Consider the following 18602-nt stretch of genomic DNA (forward strand, 5'->3'; position numbering starts at 1 on the left):
CCGCGGCTGTTCTAGCAGTCACTTCAGCCGTAAAAAACTCTAACAGCCTTCGCTGTACTTTTTTACTTAGTTTACAACGGGTTATCTTCATAAAAGTAGTCTAGCATAGTGCTTATCTACTACAGCCCCTAATATTTTTATGGTTAGTTGGTATTTAACAGCCTTACATCAGCAGTCTTAAGTGCAAAAGTATTGGATGTTTACAGTCGTCCCAAGTAGTAACAGGAAAAGTTAACATTACCTTTAAAATCAATTAATAAGACTACTTAAGTAAGCTAGTAAGTCATAGACAAAGCGTCTATTTTTTTGCTTCTTCAGTTGTCTGAGCGTCTACTTTATCTTGAGTTTTTAACTCAAAATCTGACGCATCATGACGTTCGTGTAATTGCTCAGCAGGTTCACCCCAAGTGCGGTTTACCTTGCGACCACGTTGCACAGCAGGACGCTCTAAAATCTCAGTTGCTCAGCGGCGTACATTTGGATAGCTCTCAACTTGTAGGAACTCTCCTGCATTATATGCTTCGCCTAGTATTAAGTTGCCATACCAAGGCCAAGTGGCGATATCTGCAATCGTATACTCATCGCCACCTAGATAGCGATTTTCTGCAAGCTCACGTTCTAGTACATCTAATTGACGTTTTACTTTCATCGTGAATCGATTGATAGGGTACTCAAACTTTTCTGGCGCATAAAAGTAGAAATGTCCAAAACCGCCGCCTAAGTAAGGGGCAGAGCCTTGTAACCAGAAGAGCCAATTCATGACTTCAGTGCGTGCTGCTGCATCTTTAGGCAGTAGTTTTCCGAATTTTTCAGCAAGATAGAATAAAATGGCGCTACTCTCAAACACACGGCTACCAGTCTCTGTATCCAAAAGTACAGGGATTTTTGAGTTTGGATTTAGCTCAACGAAACCTGATGAGAACTGTCCGCCTTCACCAATTTGAATAAGGTGCGCGTCGTACTCAGCGTCTGTCACACCTAATGCCAATAACTCTTCAACCATAATGGTGACTTTTTGGCCATTAGGGGTGCCCATTGAGTAGATCTGTAACGGATGTTTGCCGCGAGGTAGATCCGCTTCATGTGTTGGGCCAGCGATAGGGCGGTTGACACTTGCCCACTTACCACCGCTTTCTGCATCCCATGTCCAGACGCTGGGTGGCTCGTAATGATTAGAGTTTGACATAATGATGATACCTTTTTATATACTGTGCTCAGTAGGGTGTAATTGGTAAATCAGATCCAGTTTATTGTTTTTATTCTGGCATGTCTGCTAGTTGCTTTAAGATGTTTTTGTAGTTTTCTACACCTTGTGCGCCGCTCACCAGATGACGACCATTAAAGATAACCGATGGTACGCTTTGAACACCTTGCTGCTTTGAATGCTGTACGGCTTCACGCATCACATTGGCAAAGCGTTGATCTGCGATAACGGCGAGTGCTTCGGTACGATCTAGTCCGATATCTGCTGCGACATCTGCCAGTACGGTACTATCAGCCACATTTTTATTATCGACGAAATGTGCAACGAACAATGCTTGTTTTAGGTCGTGCATACGTCCTTGCTGATCAGCCCAATGCAGTAACTGATGCGCATTAAAAGTATTGTAAGTACGAAAATCATCGGTAAACTGAAAATTAAATCCAGCTTCTGCACCTGCTGCTGTCATTCTAGCTCGGCTCTCTTTAACGTCCTCAGCAGTTGTACCGTACTTCTCCATAATATGCTCACGATAGTTTCGTCCTCCGTGCGGCGTATTAGGATTTAGTTCAAATGGATGCCAATGAATCTCATGCGGCGTGTTGGTTTGTTTTAATGCCTCGGCCAATTGACTATAACCGATAGCGCACCAAGGGCATACAATGTCTGACACGATGTCTATTTGTAAGGGTTTTTTTACCTGTTCCATAGGATCTCTCATTAGCGATGAATTAAAATGAAAAACTGCTGCCCGAAGATGTTTCGAACAACAGTATGAAAACATCAAATGGACGGTGTCAGCGCTAGGCTAGTGCTGCTATTAACCAGCTTTATGCCACTCAAACTTTTGGAATGGTTTGTCTACAGGTGTATCAGCCAAGTGGTTCGTGTAGTTGCTCATGACTTTTTGAGCTGCACCTAGAATAATTTCTAGGATTTGACGCTTGGTGTAACCTGCGTCCAAGAATGCTTGGACTGCGCTATCATCCACATTACCACGACCACGTACAACAGAAAGTGTAAAGTCGCGTAGCGCTTCTAGACGTGCGGTTGGTAGTGGCGTCTCATCACGTAGTGCATCAGTGATAGCATCATCTACCTTCATGCTTTTGGCGATACCAGTGTGAGCAGGAACGCAATAATGGCAGGCGTGCTCGACGTTGATAGTTTGCCATACGACAGTGGTTTCTTCATCATCAAAGCTGCTGTTCAAGAATAGTTCATGAAGACGTTGGTAGCCTTCTAGTAATCCTGGTGCTTCAGCCATAACAGCATGTAGATTTGGAACCATACCAAAAGCCTTGATAGAGGTATCAAGCAATGCTTTGCTGTCTGCTGGCGCGCTGTCTTTATCGTGTAGTGTAAATTCGGTCATAATATAATTCCTAGTAGTCGGTTTAAACTTAACTTGTTTTAGGGTTTTGAAATAGCCTAAAAGTAATCGTTGATTTGTTATCAATCATTATTTTGAATGGTTACTCAAAATTGACGATTTTGCTTAGTAAGCGATTCAATAGAGACCACTATAAATAATTATTGAGCAATCGCTCAATAATTATTTGAGTAATCGTTCAATTAAATTGTAATGGCTCAATTACATTTCTCTGCGTAATTCATACTACTCTATTAATATCAGTATCTTAAGAAGGTAACACTGTGTAAGTAGTAAGAGAAAATAACGGTAAAAAATATTTTTTAGCTTTAGTTCTTCTGATGATACGAACAAGACTTATCGAAATGAAGCTGATCGACTTTATCCATCGCATGTAGAGAAAATAGTATTGATATGATGTTTGTTATATCAATGTATAACATTACTTGAACGACCGTTCATTTGCGTCTATAGTGTATGTCAGACAATAAAAATGTGCTTCAAATCAGATGCTTGTTTTTGTTATCTCATTACAATTTTTATAGTTGTCAGCTTTTATAGTCATTAGACGACTGTCTTCATATAATAGGATAAAGTTATGCTTAAATTTTATTTTCATCAAACGCCAAACCCAATGAAAGTAGCATTGTTTCTTGAAGAAACTGGGCTACCTTATGAGCTTGTGGCAGTAGATACGCTAAAAGGTGAGCAGCATACACCTGAGTACCGTGCTATCAACCCAAACGGTAAAACACCTGCGCTAGAAGATGATGGCAAACGCGTGTTTGATTCTACGGCTATCTTGATGTATCTTTCTGAAAAAACAGGCAAGTTGGCAGGACAACCAGAAGATCGTAGTGAGATGCTGTCTTGGCTTATGTTTGTGGCATCTGGACTGGGACCTTTTTCTGGTCAGTCTGTTCACTTTAGACATAAAGCGCCAGAGAAAATCCCATATGCGATTAATCGCTACCTTCGTGAGGCCGAGCGTCATTATGAAGTGCTAGATACGCACCTAGAAGGTCGTGAATATATGGTTGGTGATAGCTATACAATCGCTGATATTTCTACTTGGGGCTGGATTGATAAGGCAGCGGTCGTACTAGGTGATGCAGGATTGGATAATTATCCTAATCTAAAGCGTTGGTTTGCAAATATTGATGCCCGTCCTGCGGTACAAAAAGCCCGCGATATCCCTAAAGGTATTGATTTTAAGACTGACTTTGATGATGTTGCAGCACGCGCACTTTATCCACAAAACTTTGATAAAAACAGTTAATCGAAGCAAAGGCGGTCAATAAGCCTTATAATATAAAAAGTGATTAAAACCAGTAACTAAGGTTGATTCTACAAACTTTGCCTTAAAATAGATTTTAATGACTATGTGCAGAATTCCTCTACCTTTAAAGTAGAGGGATGAGTATATCATTATTTTTTAGTATAGCTTAAGATGTTATCATACCTTATGCCCAAACAAATCTTAAAAGCTTATAAAGTGAGATTATATCCAAATGACGAACAGCAAGTATTCTTTGCTAAATCATTTGGATGTACCCGCTTTATTTGGAATAAGATGTTGTCTGATAAGGTTAATCATTATAAAGCAAATAAAACGATTCTAAACAACACCCCTGCTCAGTATAAAAAAGAGTTTGAATGGCTCAAAGAAGTAGATAGCTTAGCGTTAGCTAACGTGCAGCAGAACCTTCGCAGCGCCTATAAAAAGTTTTTCGAACAAGGCACAGGCTTCCCTAAATTCAAGAAAAAAGGTATCAAAGACAGCTACACCACTAACAACCAAAAAGGGACGGTTGCACTCACATATAACAGTGTCAAACTCCCTAAAATTGGTCATATCAAAGCAAAAGTACATCGCCGCATTAATGGGCTTATTAAAAGTGCCACTATCAGCGGAACTCCATCTGGTAAGTACTTTGTCAGCCTATTGGTTGAAACAGTAGTGGAGCCGCTACCAAAGACTTATTCTAATATAGGCATTGATTTAGGATTGACCAACTTTATTGTCTTATCAGACAGTACTAAAGTTGCTAATCCTAGGTTTCTATCGAAGCTGAAAGACAAGCTTGCGCGTGAGCAAAAGATTTTAGCCAAACGTAGAGAGGTTGCTAAAGCTCAGCAGCGTAAGCTGTCAGACAGTCGTAATTATCAAAAGCAAAAAGCTAAAGTCGCGAAGATTTACGAAAAAATAACCAACCAGCGTCTTGATTTTCTACATAAACTCTCATTCAATATCATCAAAAACCACGATGTCATTGCTATAGAGGACTTGAACATTAAAGGGATGGTTAAAAACAGAAAGCTTGCCAAAGCTATTAACGATAGTTCATGGTCAGTCTTTACAATTATGCTTGCTTATAAAGCAGAATGGTATGACAAAGCGCTTGTGAGAATAGACCAATGGTACCCGTCATCTAAAACATGCTCAGGCTGTGATTATGTCCTTGGCAAAGATGACCTTAAACTCAGCGATAGATTATGGGACTGCCCAAGGTGTCTGCAGACCCATGATCGAGACATCAATGCCAGCATCAATATCTTAAATCAAGGATTGATATTGGTTAAACAATCAAAAACTGTCGGTGCGATAGGGTTAGCTTAGTAAATTCGCTTAACCGCTGATACAGAATAGCGTATTAAGTAAAAGCGTTACCTAAGAAACCTCTACCTATAAGCAAGGTAGTGGATAGTTCATGGCAAAGATATTAAGGTGAAAATTATGAGTGCTCCGATAAAGTTCAATCGTGAGGATGTGATCGAAAAAGCAAAAAATCTCTATTGGGAGAAAGGCTATCACGCGACATCAATGCGCAATTTGCAAGATGTGGTAAATATGCATCCAGGTAGTATTTATGCAGCTTTTGGTAGTAAAGATAAACTATTTACAGAGTCACTGAATCGCTATGCCGCAGATGGTGCCAAGAGATTGGCCGACTGTATTGAGCAAAAAGACACAGTGTTAGATGGCTTAAAACATTTTATCCATACGGTGATTGTCTGTAATAGTACTACTGCGCCTAGCGGTATGTGCATGATCGTCAAGACAGTCGCTGAGCTTACTCAAAACGATAGTCCAGATTTGCTCGCACATGCAACGAATATATTGGAAGGTATAGAGGCATCGTTTGCCGTGCTCTTTGGACAAGCCATTGATAGCGGTGAAATTAGCGCAGAAAAAGATCCAGTTGAGCTGGCGCGTTATTTCCAAATTCAAATTATAGGTCTCAGGACTTATGCGCAAGTCACTAATGACAATGATGCAGTAGAAAAATATATCGATGATATTTTCAAAAATATCGTATAGCAAGGTTGTATAAAAAGCAGATTTTTTAGCATGTGATCATGTCGTTGACCAATTATCACGGCATTACTAAAAACCCTGATTGCTAGTACATTAGCAGTCAGGGTTTTTGTTATCTATTACTGTGCTTTCGGATTGTCATTGATGAACTTCAGCAGAAGCTCAGCCAACGTTTCGCCTTGGTCTTCTTGCAGAAAATGACCGCCATTAGTAATAGTCGTATGATTTTGGTCTTTGGTACCAGGAATTAGCTTTTGCATGATGCGATCACCGCCACCAGTTACGGGGTCGGAATCACTAAACAATGTGATGAATGGTTTGCTCCATTTGCTTAGCACGACCCAAGCTGCACGGTTGTTTTCTGAAGCAGGGTCATCGGGTGTCGTAGGCACCAGGATAGGAAACTGTCTGGCGCCTTCTTTATAATACTCATCAGGGAAGGGTGCATCGTAAGCATCCAGTACGGCTTGTGATAACGTCGTTGTGGTACCGCTTTTGATGGTGCCTGCTACATTGAACTGCGGCGTTTCCTGAGAGAACTTCTGCCACTTGCGAAAACCTTCGCCAGGATCATGATCCCCAGTCGGTAGCATCGTGTTGCCTGCTGCGACGCGATCGAATTTGTCAGGATGCGCTGCTACTAAACGTAGACCGATTAAACCGCCCCAATCTTGACAAAACAGTGTGATATTTTTTAAATCTAATTGATCAAGCACCGATTGCATCCAATCGACATGGCGCTGATAGTGTAGTCAGTACGTGATGCAGGTTTGTCTGAACGTCCAAACCCAGGAAGGTCTGGCGCAATAACGCGGTGTCCTGCTGCTGTTAGTATTGGAATGACTTTGCGGTACAGGTAAGACCAAGAAGGCTCACCATGTAATAACAAGATAGGATCAGCGTCGCTTGGACCTTCATCAAGGTAGTGTACGCGTAGCTCACCACCTTCTGTATCATCAACCATCAAATAGTTCGGTTTAAAATCGTAATCTTGCAAGTTAGCAAAACACGAGTCAGGTGTCCTAAGTTTTTTCATACATCATCCTTGGGTTAGAAAAATAACAGTGCATTCTGGCACAGGTGTTAGACATTCTATTAGAAGTGAATCTCTAAGTGCTACTCGACTATCACTGGTAATCCTAGCGATAAAACTATCTGCCGATATACTATGTTGATTAAACGTTCAAAATGAAAACTATACCCTACATGCATTCGTTGCTGCAAACATTAATAGTGGATGCGCCAGTAGCATCCACTATATATAGGATAGATTTTGAGTTTCATTTTATAAGGCTAAACTAATCGTGACGCCAGTAGACCTTTACCACGACATCGGTACGACTAAGATCGAGTCGGTCTTTCAGCAACGGGCGCAATGCTTTGGCAGTATTCGCTTCTAGTGCTCCCCAGACTTTATCAATCTGTAGAGGGTTATTAGTCAAATAGTCGCCTAACTCTCTGTCGATTAGCGTGGCTAACTCTGCTCCTGAGTTTGGTTGATTGGTTACTATAGGCAATACGGTAAAATGATCATCCTTGCGGCTTTCAGTTTCGCAATCAAGGCCACTGCGCATTTTTACCGTATCAAAATAGCTTTGATCGCCTGCATCTTGCGTCACACAAATGACTAATGGTGGCGTAGGGTTGTTCCATAGCTCTAGCAGTCGTGCTGCCGTTGGTATCGAGGTCTCATCGACAATCAGTACCGCTTGACCGTCTCGTAAGTGCTCTACCTTTTCTGGAAACTCTCGTTTTGTGACGACGGTCTCGCCTGCTTGGAGTGCTGCTGCCCAGTTGCCCCCCGGCGTATCCCCATGCAAAAAAACATCGATCCATGCTCGTATCTCATCATCAGCTTGCCATGCTTTTCTTAAAGTGTAATAGCAGTGAGGACGAGCAGGGCGTATGTTCTCCTTATCGCTACCATTAGTTTTATAGTCACCAGCTTTATAGCCATCAGTGCTGTCATTCATTAATGCATCGGTCATTGCATTGTGCTCTAAATCAAACAAGTAAGCGTAACCCGCTTCGTTGGTAGGTACTGACGTCGAGTTTTTTGCGCCCTTAGCATTACTTAACTGAGCGGTATTATTTAATGGCGTATCACTATTTAATGACGGCATGCTCAATTCAAGGCGCAGCATATTTTTGCTGGCTCTATAACTACTTTGTACATCAAATACTTGCTTGGTCAGTTTGATTGTTTTTTTGCCTAGCTTTTTATCTGCTCTTTGTTTTAGCAAGATATATTGGGCTTGCAAGTCATCAAGCTGGGAGATAGGGGCGGCAAAAGCGATAAAGAAAGTCTGGTTATGAAGCGAGGTATTTTGAGCGTCAGTTGATTGATTCTCTACGCCTTTTGGACAAGTCTGTATGGCAATACCTTCAGCATAAATATCAGTTATTTGGGCATCGACCAGATCCGATTCGGCGGTAGATAATGAGGTAAATGCACTCAAAAATCCAAGCAGTTCGTCGAGGTGCTCTTCATTAATATGAGCGACCACACTTGCTATTTCAGGATCGTTTAGAGAGGTGTATTGGCTGTTTTGGTTATCAGTGTTTTCTGTAGTAGCTAAAAGAAGGTTGGTCATATAAATACTCGCAATCAACAGAGCGTTGAAATTAAAGTGAATGATTTTATAGTTAATGATAATTGTTTTTGTTATCATTTACGAGTAAAATCAATTTTTATTGTGGTTTGATCGTCAAAAATTGGTCTACAACCGATGGCCGATGAACCATCATTTTTATGACATATTATTTTTATCAACAATGAGTGCTTATATGCTACGTGCAAACCAGCTGACTATCAGCCGTCAAGGAAATACTCTATTAGACAACGTGACTTGTGAGATTGATACCAATCAACTGGTGGCTCTGGTTGGGCATAATGGGTCTGGCAAATCGACCTTGATCAAAGCGCTAGCGGGTGAGATGGCAAGTAGTAGCGGCAATGTCACTTTAGATGAGCACAGTATCAATGACTACGCCAGTAAGGAGTTAGCGCGGCAAATGGCATATCTGCCGCAGCAATTGCCAGAAGCTGCTGGATTCACAGTGCGTGAGCTAGTCATGCTAGGGCGCTATCCCCATCAAAAATGGCTACAAAAGCCAACTCAAATGGATAAAGACAAAGTCGCGCAAGCATTAAAAGTGACTCAAACTGAAGCGTTTGCTGATCGAATTACTGCCACGCTATCAGGTGGTGAGCGCGCTCGTGCGTGGCTCGCGATGTGTCTGGCACAAGATACCCGTTACCTATTGCTCGATGAGCCACTTGCTGCGCTTGATATGCATTATCAAATCGAGGTCATTCAGCTCATTCGTCGTTTGGTGGATGAACAAGGATTAAGCGTGGTAATTATTATTCATGATATTAATTTGGCTGCGCAATATGCCGATCGAGTCATCGCGCTGAAAAATGGCCAAATATGTCACAACGGCGATATCGCCAGTACCATGCAACCTACCGTGCTACACGATATCTTTAATGTCGATATGCAGCTACTCAGTCATCCTATTACTGGACAGCCTGTCGCAGTCGCCTAACGTTTGGTTTTTGCTCCTTCTTTTTAATTCGCCTACAAAGATACGCTTCTATGCCTCCCGTTTTTTATACAGATAAATTATCAAAACATCCAATAGTTACGTCAGTATCAGTAATGACATCACTGAAATGGTTCGCCCTCGCATTGTGTTTGGTATTGACCGCCTGTAATAGTCAGACATCCACTACCTCAGAAGTAGAAAACAGTCATAGCGATAGGATGAATATCGTGTCTCCTGACTGGGGTAATGCAGCGACTTTAACAGCGATGGGGCATGCACCAATTGCGACAGGTGATGTCAGGGTTTGGGACAGATGGGTGGGAAGCCCCAAACTACCAACGTCGATCACAGACTTAGGCATCCGCTATCAGCCCAACGCTGAGCTAATCGCTCAACTGCCTGTCGATATGGTCATAGATAATTATTTTTATGAGCATGCACGCAACTTATACGGCGATGTCCCTGCGGAGTCTGTGATGTTTGCTGCCAAAGGAGAGACGGCAACGTGGGCTGACTATACCGAACCGACGCGGGAGCTTGGCGTACTGATCGATAACCCGAAGATGGCTGAAGACTATATTGTACAAAGTCAGAAAGACATACAGCTGGCCAGTCAGCAATTCAAGGAGCGTTATCCAAAAGCCAAGAAATTCGCAGTGGTACAGTTTGCGGATGCTAATAACATGCGTATGTATGTGGCAAACAGCTTATTTCAGCCTGCGTTAGAGCAGATGGACAGAGAGCTTGTGGTATTGGGCAAGGGCAATCAGTGGGGGTTTGTGCCAATACGAATGGGAGATTTGGCGCAACTAGATGATGAGACTTGTCTATTAATTATCGATCCACTAAGCCCAATTACTAGAGCTGAAATTGATGACAGCTTAATTTGGCAGCGCCTGGGTTATGGTAATACCCGCTGTGTGGGCGAGCTACCACCAGTATGGATTTATGGTGGGATGTCATCATTGGTTAGCCTAGCAAATAACTTGTCAGAAGTTTCATTAAAAGGCGGGGAAGTACTATGAGCGCCAATGTAGACACTCACAACAAAAACAATAATATCAATAACCACACCGACAGTTCTCATAACGACAGTGCTCATACGATGACATCAGCCTCTCAAGCAGCAATAGTTCCAAAACCCTCATCAACGTTATCATCTTCGCAATCATTGAAACAGTCATCATCACCACTGAATCAGCCACCGAACCAACCCAAACCACAGACTTCTTTATTTGCCAATTTGTCTTGGCGACTGTGGGCCATGCTCATCGGACTAGCGGCTTTGTCGTTATGGAGTAGTTGGGTACTGATAGATCAGCAGTGGACGCCCCCACTTCGTGATTTGTTGATACCAAGCTCGCAATTAGATATTGCCAGTATGGCGACACAGCTACATATAGTGGCAACCAGCGTAGTGGCGTTGTTGGCTGGCGGGCTATTAGGCGTGGTCAGTATTTTATTACAGCAATTGGTAAAAAACCCACTAGCATCAGATACGACGCTAGGTGTGGGCGTGGGTGCACAGTTGGCCATGCTTATTGTCACGTTATTTTTGCCAAGCTTGGCTATTTATGGCGGACTTTATGTAGCCTTTGTAGGAGCTATCATTAGTATGGGTCTGGTATTTGCCTTATCATCACCCAGTCGATTTAATCCATTGATTTTAATATTGGCCGGTTTGGTGGTCAATATTTTGCTGGCCGCAGTAGCCAATGTACTGGTGTTGTTTTTTGCTGAGCGTAGTAATGGCATGCTGTCGTGGGCGGCTGGGTTTTTGGCACAAAACAGCTGGCATACCAGTATCGCGTTAGTTATCACTGCTATTTTGATGGCGGTCGTATGTCTACCATTACTAAAACCATTAACGCTGATGAGTCTAGATGACACGCAGGCAAAACGTTTGGGTGTACCTATTAATGGGATTCGCGCACTTGTTGTATTGGTGGTAGCCGTTGTGACCGCTTTAGTGATTAGTGAGGTTGGCTTAATTGGTTTTATTGGTCTTGGTGCGGCAAGTTTGGTCAATGCGCTGGGTATTTCCGCTATTGGTAAGCGTTTAGCCATTGCCTTTGGTTTAGGAGCACTGCTGTTATTATTGACTAGCAATGTCGCGTTATTGCTTGAGCCAATACTTGATATGCAGATTCCAGCTGGTGCCATGACAGGTATCTTGGGTGCACCGTTAATTATTTGGCTGATTTTGCGTCAGCGTCGCGAGCGGATAGAGACAGTGACACCGATGCTTGCAGGTAAGCATACATCCATTGCCTTTTGGCGATGGGGCGTTGGCGTGCTCGCTATTATCATGTTTGCCTGTTTATTTGTACAAGATATCAATGGTTGGGGGTTAAGTACGGACTGGGCGCTTACGCAGCAGTACCGCTTACCTCGCAGTTTGAGCGCTGCGGCCACAGGCTTGATGTTGGCGGTCGCCGGTGTGCTACTGCAAACTTTAACGCGTAACCCCATGGCCAGTCCTGAGGTGCTGGGGGTCAGTTCAGGCGCGGCACTTGGGGTTATTTTAGGGTTTTTATTATTACCAAGTTTAGGACTATCTGCAGGAGCAGGAACGTTGCTGGTTTCAGGACTGTCAGGGGCGATGGCCGTGCTGCTATTGATTATTTGGCTAGCACGCAGGGTCAGCTCAGGTTATTTATTATTGGTAGGTATAGGCATTGCCGCCATGATGGATGGGGTGATGCATATGGTCAAGCTCTCAGGAGATCCGCGTCTAGAAGCGATGCTCAGCTGGCTTTCAGGGACGACTTATAGCGCTCAGCCTAGTACAGTATGGTATCTCATTGGCATTGCCGCTATCTTATTTGTACTCAGTCTATTGCTGATTAAGCCTTTGCGAGTTCTTGGGCTAGGTACAGGTGTGGCGCGTAATTTGGGTGTGGCGGTTACGCCAGTGACTTTGTCGTTATTGGCATTAGTAGCAGCACTTAGTACGGCCAGCACGCTTGCCGTTGGCCCATTGAGCTTTATTGGTTTGATGGTGCCGCATTTGGCTACTTCACTGGGAGCTGTGAAGCTTGAACGACAATTGCCACTAGCTGCACTTTTAGGGGCAGGGGTAATGGTGATAGCGGATTGGATTGGCCGTTATGTTATTTTCCCTTATGAGCTGCCAGCTGGTACGATTGCTGCCATTATCGGTGGTGGGTATTTCTTATGGCTCATTCGTAAGGTACCAGCCTCAGCAAAAAGGTAGCTCATGTCTGCAAGCATTGAATTTGAATAGCCGACAATTTTGACTTCATTCAGCAGAGGCTTATCTAACCTTATTTGATCAGTATTTTGATAAGAATAATGATGCTAAGTTTCAGCGAGATTGGATGACGTGCTCGGCAGGCTAGCAAAATAATAACTAGGAGCAAGTCATGCTGACCATCACTCAATTTTATGGTGCCACTGCTTAATGAGCAACGCCCCTATAAATAAGGCATCTACCAATGAGTCGCCTATAAACGAAGCCTCGAATAGTAGTGGTAATGGCTTTACCGACAAACAGGTACAGCAGGTGTTACTGACACTACTGCTCGGCGGTACGGTGGTCAGCTTTAGTAATAGTGCGCTCAATCCAGCGATTCCTGTCTTTATGTCGGCGTTTGATGTCGATATCGTGATGGGGGGCTGGGTGTTAAATGCTTATGTCTTGGCCATGAGTGTAGGGCTAATGCTGAGTGGCTACTTAAACAAAAAGTTTCCGTTTAAGCATGTTTATTTGGCGGCAATTTTTGGATTTATGCTGGGCTCAGTCATTGGCATGCTGGCGTCTAGCATGAGCTTTGTCATCATTGCCAGAGCCATACAAGGACTGAGTGGCGGTCTGATTATCCCGCTGTCTATTGGTATGCTATATCAGATTTATCCGCAGAAACAGCACGGCAGAGTAATGGCGCTATGGGGCATCGTTATTATGATGTCGTTGGCGTTTGGCCCTTTGGTCGGTGCTTATTTGGTTGAGCAGTTTGCGTGGTGGACACTGTTTGCCATTACCTTACCACTCAGTGCGGCGGTCATGGCGATGGTGTGGCGATTGATACCTGACATACGCTCACATGATGAAAAAAGCCCTTTCGATATCATCGGGTTTATCAGCTTACTCATTTGGCTATTGACCATGATGGTTTGGCTGAGCACGCTGAAGATAGACTTCACTGGTGGATTATTCAGCAGCGACGGGTTATTAAAGATAGCCACGTTGGGTTTATTGTCTGTCGGATTTTTACTGTCCGCGATGGCTTGGTGGGCATATGAGCGGCGGCAGAAACATCCATTATTAAACGTACGCTTGTTTAACAATAAAACCTATTTGCACAGTAATATCATTAGCATTAGCCAAACAGTCGGTTTGATGCTGTGTCTCTTGCTATTGCCCGTGTTAATCCAAGATGTAATGGGTGAGAGTGCCTTATGGACAGGTATTGTCCTGATGGTAGCGACGCTCGTGGCCAGTATCACCACGCATTACGCTGGCAAGATGGTAGATAAGCAAGGTGCCCGAGGGATTGGCATCGTAGGAATTGCGATTAGTGCGCTGTCTACTTTGATGCTGGCATGGTGCTTGTATCAGCCTACGCTTTGGCTATTAATGCTAATTATGAGTGTGCGAGGTATTGGGGTAGGTTTGGCGTATCTGCCGACCACTACCGTTGGTTTTAGCAGCTTACCCAAAGACGCGGTCACTGAGGGAGCCGCCCTTAATAACATCAGTCGCCGTATCATCTCTACTATATTTATCACGCTGTCCACCCTTTATATAGGCAGTCGAAGTGCGCAGTTATTAGCAGCAGGTAGTAGTGACGGCATGGCAAGCGCGATCCAAGAAATACTGGTGGTCATCGCGGTGATGCTATTGTTCACACTTCCTTCTGCCTGCAAATTACCACGATCCCCATAAACGAATACCCCCTATCGGGGTTTACTTTAACTTATCAAGACGGAAATATCATTGATTTTTGGCACTAGGCATTAATCGCCGCAGAACAGTGGGCATCATTAATCAATTGTCCTTTTCACCCACTGGATAAAAGTAAGTTGGGTTTCCCTGTATTTATGCAGAGTATCAGCGCTGTGACTATGTGCAAGAGTAACTAAACACAAGGCACGCTAGCACCCAATATTTGCTATCGCTTCGGTGAGCAGATAGCGATTATTCGTTCAGGCGATATTGCCATTATGGATAGTGATGGTGTATTTATATTATCTGTGATGTAGCATAGCAGCTATTATCAGGTCGTCAAAATAAGTATAGAGAGGATGAGATGGAACTCCAACGCTTCTTTAAGGCCTATCATAACAGTGAGCTAGATAAATTATTCAATGACTAATGAAATTATCAAAGATTAAATAGCCAACTATACCTGCGAAAACAACACAAATAAACGCTACTAACAAGATATAGATACATATGGAAATAAAAACGATTATCATTTACAATGCTCTTCACAAAGTTAGTACACACAGTATTATTAGCTAAATATTACTCATATCACTGTTTATTTATCCAACTAAGTGAAATAACCTAAGTGAAAAAATTATGAAAAGCCATCATCAAGTTGCTCTATCTGTTCTTACCCTCTGTATTAGTCAGCAATTATATGCACAAACCGACAATGCAGTAGACGTTTCATTAGATGCGCAGGATTCAGCGGAACTGGCTTCAAGTACTGTGTCTAACGATACACCTAATGTGACTTTAGACACTATCAATGTCACTGCTAAAGCTAGAACGGGCACGGCGCTGGCACAGAAAATTAGTGAGATGCCAGCAGTTACTCAAGTAATTACTGAAAATGAGATTCAGATGCAGGCAACGGGTGACCGTACTACTGGTGATATCTTGGCACAGTTGATACCGAGTTTGGGTGCCAGTAGTGGTTCTACCAGTAACTATGGTACGACCATGCACGGACGTCCTGTACAGTTCTTGTTGAATGGTGTGCCTTTAAGCAGCTCACGCAGTCTTTCACGCGAGCTAAATAGTATCGATCCTGCGCAGCTTGAGCGGGTAGAGGTACTCTCAGGTGCCACCAGTATTTACGGTGCTGGTGCAGCAGGTGGCCTGATTAACCTTGTGACCAAATCTTTGGTAGGTTATGGCCCTATCAGACAGACTAGAGTCGGTGTCAGTAGCAGTCGTGGTTTTGAGTCAGACTCATTGGGTTATCATGTAGGACAAACCTTAGGATATGGCGGCGAGCGAGTGTATGGTCGATTAGATGTTGATTATGATAATAAAGGCGGCAAGTTTGATAGCAAAGGCAATCGAATCAGCCCAGATGCCAACCAAACTGACCAGCAAGATACCGAATCGCTAAGTGTAAATGGTAGCTTGGGTGTAGAGCTCACTGACAGCCAACGTCTTGATCTTGCAGTGACTTACTATAAAGATGAGCAAAACACCGACTATGGCCCGGATTATGGTGATAATTTACAGGTTTTGTTAAAACCTAAGGATGCACCACCGTCTTTAAAAGCCATTGATGGTGCCAACGTAGAAAATGAGCCATATACCGAAAAAAGCTCAGTAAATTTAAGCTATAGCGATGATGACTTTGTAGGCTCAGGGTCTAGCTTAAGCTTGACAGGCTATTATAGAGATGAGAAAGGCCGTTTTTATCCTTCTGGTAAAGATTTCCCTAAACAAGCGGGCAAAGTCTGGGTAGCTAATGGTCTTACCGATAAGAGTACGCTAGAAGAATTATTGGGCGGGGCTGTCGTCGTCACTCAGTCAGAAGCTGACATCGAAGTAATGGGCTTACGTGCCGCCATGCAAACCGAGAAGGAAGTCGCAGGCAAAAAGACTCTACTTAGCTATGGTGCTGATTTCGAGCGCGAAAACAGTGAGCAAACTTACTATGGTCAAGACCTAAATACGTTCCTTGCTAGCAATGGTTTAAGCGCCCAAACCAATGGGCTTACCTACAATGGTGGACCAGATACCACTATCGATAAATGGGGTGCTTTTGTCAATGCAGATGTAGATCTAACCGACAAGTGGCATACTAGCGCTGGTGTGCGTTACCAAAAGCTAAAATCTGAGACTGATGCCTTTACGCCTATCTATGAGCAACTGCTTGAAGAGTATTTTAATAGCCCTGCTATCAGTGGGACAAGCGCAGCTTATGGTATTGACTATCAAGCAGGCGACGTAGAAAAAGGCAGCACAGATCACGACAAAACCTTGTTCAATCTCGGCACGAGCTATCAATTAACCCCAAATGATCAAATATTTGCTAATTTTTCACAAGGGTTTACGACAGCCGATATCCAACGGGCGCTACGTGATGTACGTGCCGGTTTCGTGGTTAACTCAGACAACGTACAACCGATTACAACCAATAACTACGAGTTTGGCTGGCAAGGCAAACATGGCGATACAGCAGCACGCTTGAGTGGCTTTTATAATGAGTCAGATAAAGTGGTGCGCTTTACTGACAGCTATACCGTAGAAGTTGTCGATACCGATGAGCGCGTCTATGGCGTGGAAGGGTCACTCAGTCATGATATCAGTGACAAATGGCAAGTAGGCGGCAGTGTGGCCTATACCCGTGGTCAGTATGACAAAGATGGCGATTGGCTAGAGCTCGATGCAGTACGTCTAACACCGTTAAAAGGTACTGCATTTGCTCAGTATAACTTCGATGAAGGCAGTAACATACGTCTGCAAGCATTAGCAATCGGCGGTGATGATAAAGCCTTTAAAGACCAACAAAAAGACCCTGACTCTAGTGCCTTACCTGTCACTGGTTATATGACCCTTGATGTGTTGGGACAAGTAGAGATGCCAGTAGGCCGAGTAGGTTATGGGGTTTATAACTTGCTCAATAAAGACTATTTAACAGTCTATCATCAAACCACGTATGGCGATCTGAACCGTTTACCTGCATCAGGCACGACTTATGGCCTAAGCTATACCGTCGATTACTAAAAAGCGCAACACATTAAAAAACCCTTCAGGCTATGAAAAGTTAGCGTGAAGGGTTTTTTAATGTTCATAACTCTCTAAAGTATTCATCTGCTCCAAAAGTATTTGTCAACGTTTTCCATTCTATATTTGATGAGGTGCAAAAAATTATTTTTTGGCATTTTATGATTGACTTATAGCGTATCAATGCTAATCTAACCTCTCTTTGGGGAGTAGCCTGCTTTCGTACTGCGAAAGCGTTCGTATCAACATACTTGGCCACATGCCATGGTGCGAACACCTCTCGGTTGGCGAGACCATCGATATATCTACACTGCAGGTCGGGGGTGTGGCTATGTCGTGGACTCTATACTCGACCAGAGAAAATCACATGAATCCTATCGCACTTCTATTACTTGCGCTTTCTATGTCTACTGATGCCTTTTCTGTGGCAATCAGTAAAGGAGCAATTCTTAAAAACCCTCGTTTTACCGAAGCCTTCAGAATGGGTGTTATTTTTGGCACCATTGAAGCGATCACGCCGATTATTGGTTGGTTAATTGGTCACTCTGCCACATCCTTTATAGATGCGTCTTTTATTGAGGCATGGGATCATTGGGTCGCGTTTGTCATACTTTTTACGCTCGGTCTGCACATGCTGTATGAGGGACTGAAGCCAAGTGATGAAACGGCAGAAGTGCTATCGAGACATTCTTTTTTCAAACTTGCTTTGACTGCATTTGGTACCAGCATCGATGCCATGGCTGTCGGTGTGAGCCTAGCATTTGTAAAGGTCAATATTTTACTGGCGGCAGGTCTTATTGGCTTGGCCACTACAGTAATGGTCACGCTAGGGGTGATGTTAGGAAAGGTATTGGGCTCCCTAATCGGTCATAGAGCTGAAGTATTTGGTGGTGTGATGCTCATTGCCATCGGTGCATGGATTTTATTAAGCCATCTTCAATGATGATATAAAAACTGTCTACTACGAATAGATGGTCATTACGTGTATAAATTTATTACTAACTTGTAGAGGCAAGGCACTTGTTTATCTAAGAAAAGCCTATCTATATTAATAGTTAGGCTTTTTGGGTCCAAAACTAGCACATTACGCTATAGCGGCTCGCAAGAGGTCTGAAAAACACAGCACTACAAAACTATCAATGATTATCCGTGGTCAGCGAAGAGGCTTGAATAAAGTGCCTATATCTATGCTTATAAACATGGTTGTTATTTACTA

12 protein-coding genes, 3 pseudogenes and 1 riboswitch are annotated in these 18602 nt (G+C 43.2%); of the genes and pseudogenes, 9 read left to right on the plus strand and 6 right to left on the minus strand.

All coding sequences use genetic code 11. The annotated features are described in order from the left end of the window. The 4 genes and pseudogenes from I3254_RS04325 to I3254_RS04340 form a co-directional block, all read right to left on the minus strand. Positions 1-91: pseudogene (locus tag I3254_RS04325) on the minus strand (IS1595 family transposase); the annotation flags it as partial. 207 nt (positions 92-298) lie between these two features. Beyond that, positions 299-1186: pseudogene (gene yghU, locus I3254_RS04330) on the minus strand (glutathione-dependent disulfide-bond oxidoreductase). Positions 1187-1256: 70 nt separating this feature from the next. After that, positions 1257-1910, minus strand: coding sequence for a DsbA family oxidoreductase (locus tag I3254_RS04335; RefSeq protein ID WP_238051578.1), 654 nt, complete (start codon positions 1908-1910; stop codon positions 1257-1259). 111 nt (positions 1911-2021) lie between these two features. Next, positions 2022-2576 (minus strand): carboxymuconolactone decarboxylase family protein, encoded by a 555-nt coding sequence (locus I3254_RS04340; RefSeq protein WP_179799683.1) that lies wholly within the window; start codon positions 2574-2576, stop codon positions 2022-2024. A 595-nt stretch (positions 2577-3171) separates the two neighbouring features. On the opposite strand from I3254_RS04340, the gene I3254_RS04345 reads away from it, so the two are divergent. The 3 genes from I3254_RS04345 (at position 3172) to I3254_RS04355 (ending at position 5895) form a co-directional block, all read left to right on the plus strand. After that, entirely contained in the window at positions 3172-3852 is a 681-nt protein-coding gene (locus tag I3254_RS04345) for a glutathione S-transferase N-terminal domain-containing protein (RefSeq protein WP_238051580.1), read from the plus strand. Between the two features lie 186 nt (positions 3853-4038). Next, positions 4039-5193, plus strand: coding sequence for an IS200/IS605 family element RNA-guided endonuclease TnpB (tnpB, locus tag I3254_RS04350; RefSeq protein ID WP_269117501.1), 1155 nt, complete (start codon positions 4039-4041; stop codon positions 5191-5193). Positions 5194-5310: 117 nt separating this feature from the next. Then, on the plus strand, positions 5311-5895 hold the full coding sequence (locus tag I3254_RS04355; protein WP_238051592.1) for a TetR/AcrR family transcriptional regulator: 585 nt from the start codon (positions 5311-5313) through the stop codon (positions 5893-5895). A gap of 116 nt (positions 5896-6011) precedes the next feature. Here the strand turns inward: I3254_RS04355 and I3254_RS04360 are convergent. Both I3254_RS04360 and I3254_RS04365 read right to left on the minus strand, forming a co-directional pair. Then, positions 6012-6928 (minus strand): annotated as a pseudogene (locus tag I3254_RS04360) (haloalkane dehalogenase). A 262-nt stretch (positions 6929-7190) separates the two neighbouring features. Continuing rightward, positions 7191-8486, minus strand: coding sequence for a siderophore-interacting protein (locus tag I3254_RS04365; RefSeq protein ID WP_238051593.1), 1296 nt, complete (start codon positions 8484-8486; stop codon positions 7191-7193). Positions 8487-8679: 193 nt separating this feature from the next. On the opposite strand from I3254_RS04365, the gene I3254_RS04370 reads away from it, so the two are divergent. From I3254_RS04370 to I3254_RS04395, 6 genes are all read left to right on the plus strand, one after another. Next, positions 8680-9444, plus strand: coding sequence for an ABC transporter ATP-binding protein (locus I3254_RS04370; protein WP_238051595.1), 765 nt, complete (start codon positions 8680-8682; stop codon positions 9442-9444). 113 nt (positions 9445-9557) lie between these two features. Further along, entirely contained in the window at positions 9558-10469 is a 912-nt protein-coding gene (locus I3254_RS04375; RefSeq protein WP_238051597.1) for an ABC transporter substrate-binding protein, read from the plus strand. Beyond that, positions 10466-12661 carry a Fe(3+)-hydroxamate ABC transporter permease FhuB gene (gene fhuB / locus I3254_RS04380; RefSeq protein ID WP_238051600.1) on the plus strand — a complete coding sequence of 732 codons (2196 nt, stop codon included), beginning with the start codon at positions 10466-10468 and terminating at the stop codon, positions 12659-12661. Before I3254_RS04375 ends, fhuB begins: the two co-directional genes overlap by 4 nt. A gap of 207 nt (positions 12662-12868) precedes the next feature. After that, positions 12869-14353 (plus strand): MFS transporter, encoded by a 1485-nt coding sequence (locus I3254_RS04385; protein ID WP_238051601.1) that lies wholly within the window; start codon positions 12869-12871, stop codon positions 14351-14353. 639 nt (positions 14354-14992) lie between these two features. Then, a complete protein-coding gene (locus tag I3254_RS04390; protein WP_238051602.1) occupies positions 14993-17386 on the plus strand; it encodes a TonB-dependent receptor in 2394 nt (797 codons plus the stop codon). A 192-nt stretch (positions 17387-17578) separates the two neighbouring features. Then, positions 17579-17746, plus strand: a riboswitch (yybP-ykoY riboswitch). A 7-nt stretch (positions 17747-17753) separates the two neighbouring features. Then, positions 17754-18329, plus strand: coding sequence for a manganese efflux pump MntP family protein (locus I3254_RS04395; protein WP_238051603.1), 576 nt, complete (start codon positions 17754-17756; stop codon positions 18327-18329). Positions 18330-18602: the final 273 nt, after the last annotated feature.

It is taken from the genome of Psychrobacter sp. Ps2 (assembly GCF_022129405.1).
Lineage (GTDB): Bacteria > Pseudomonadota > Gammaproteobacteria > Pseudomonadales > Moraxellaceae > Psychrobacter.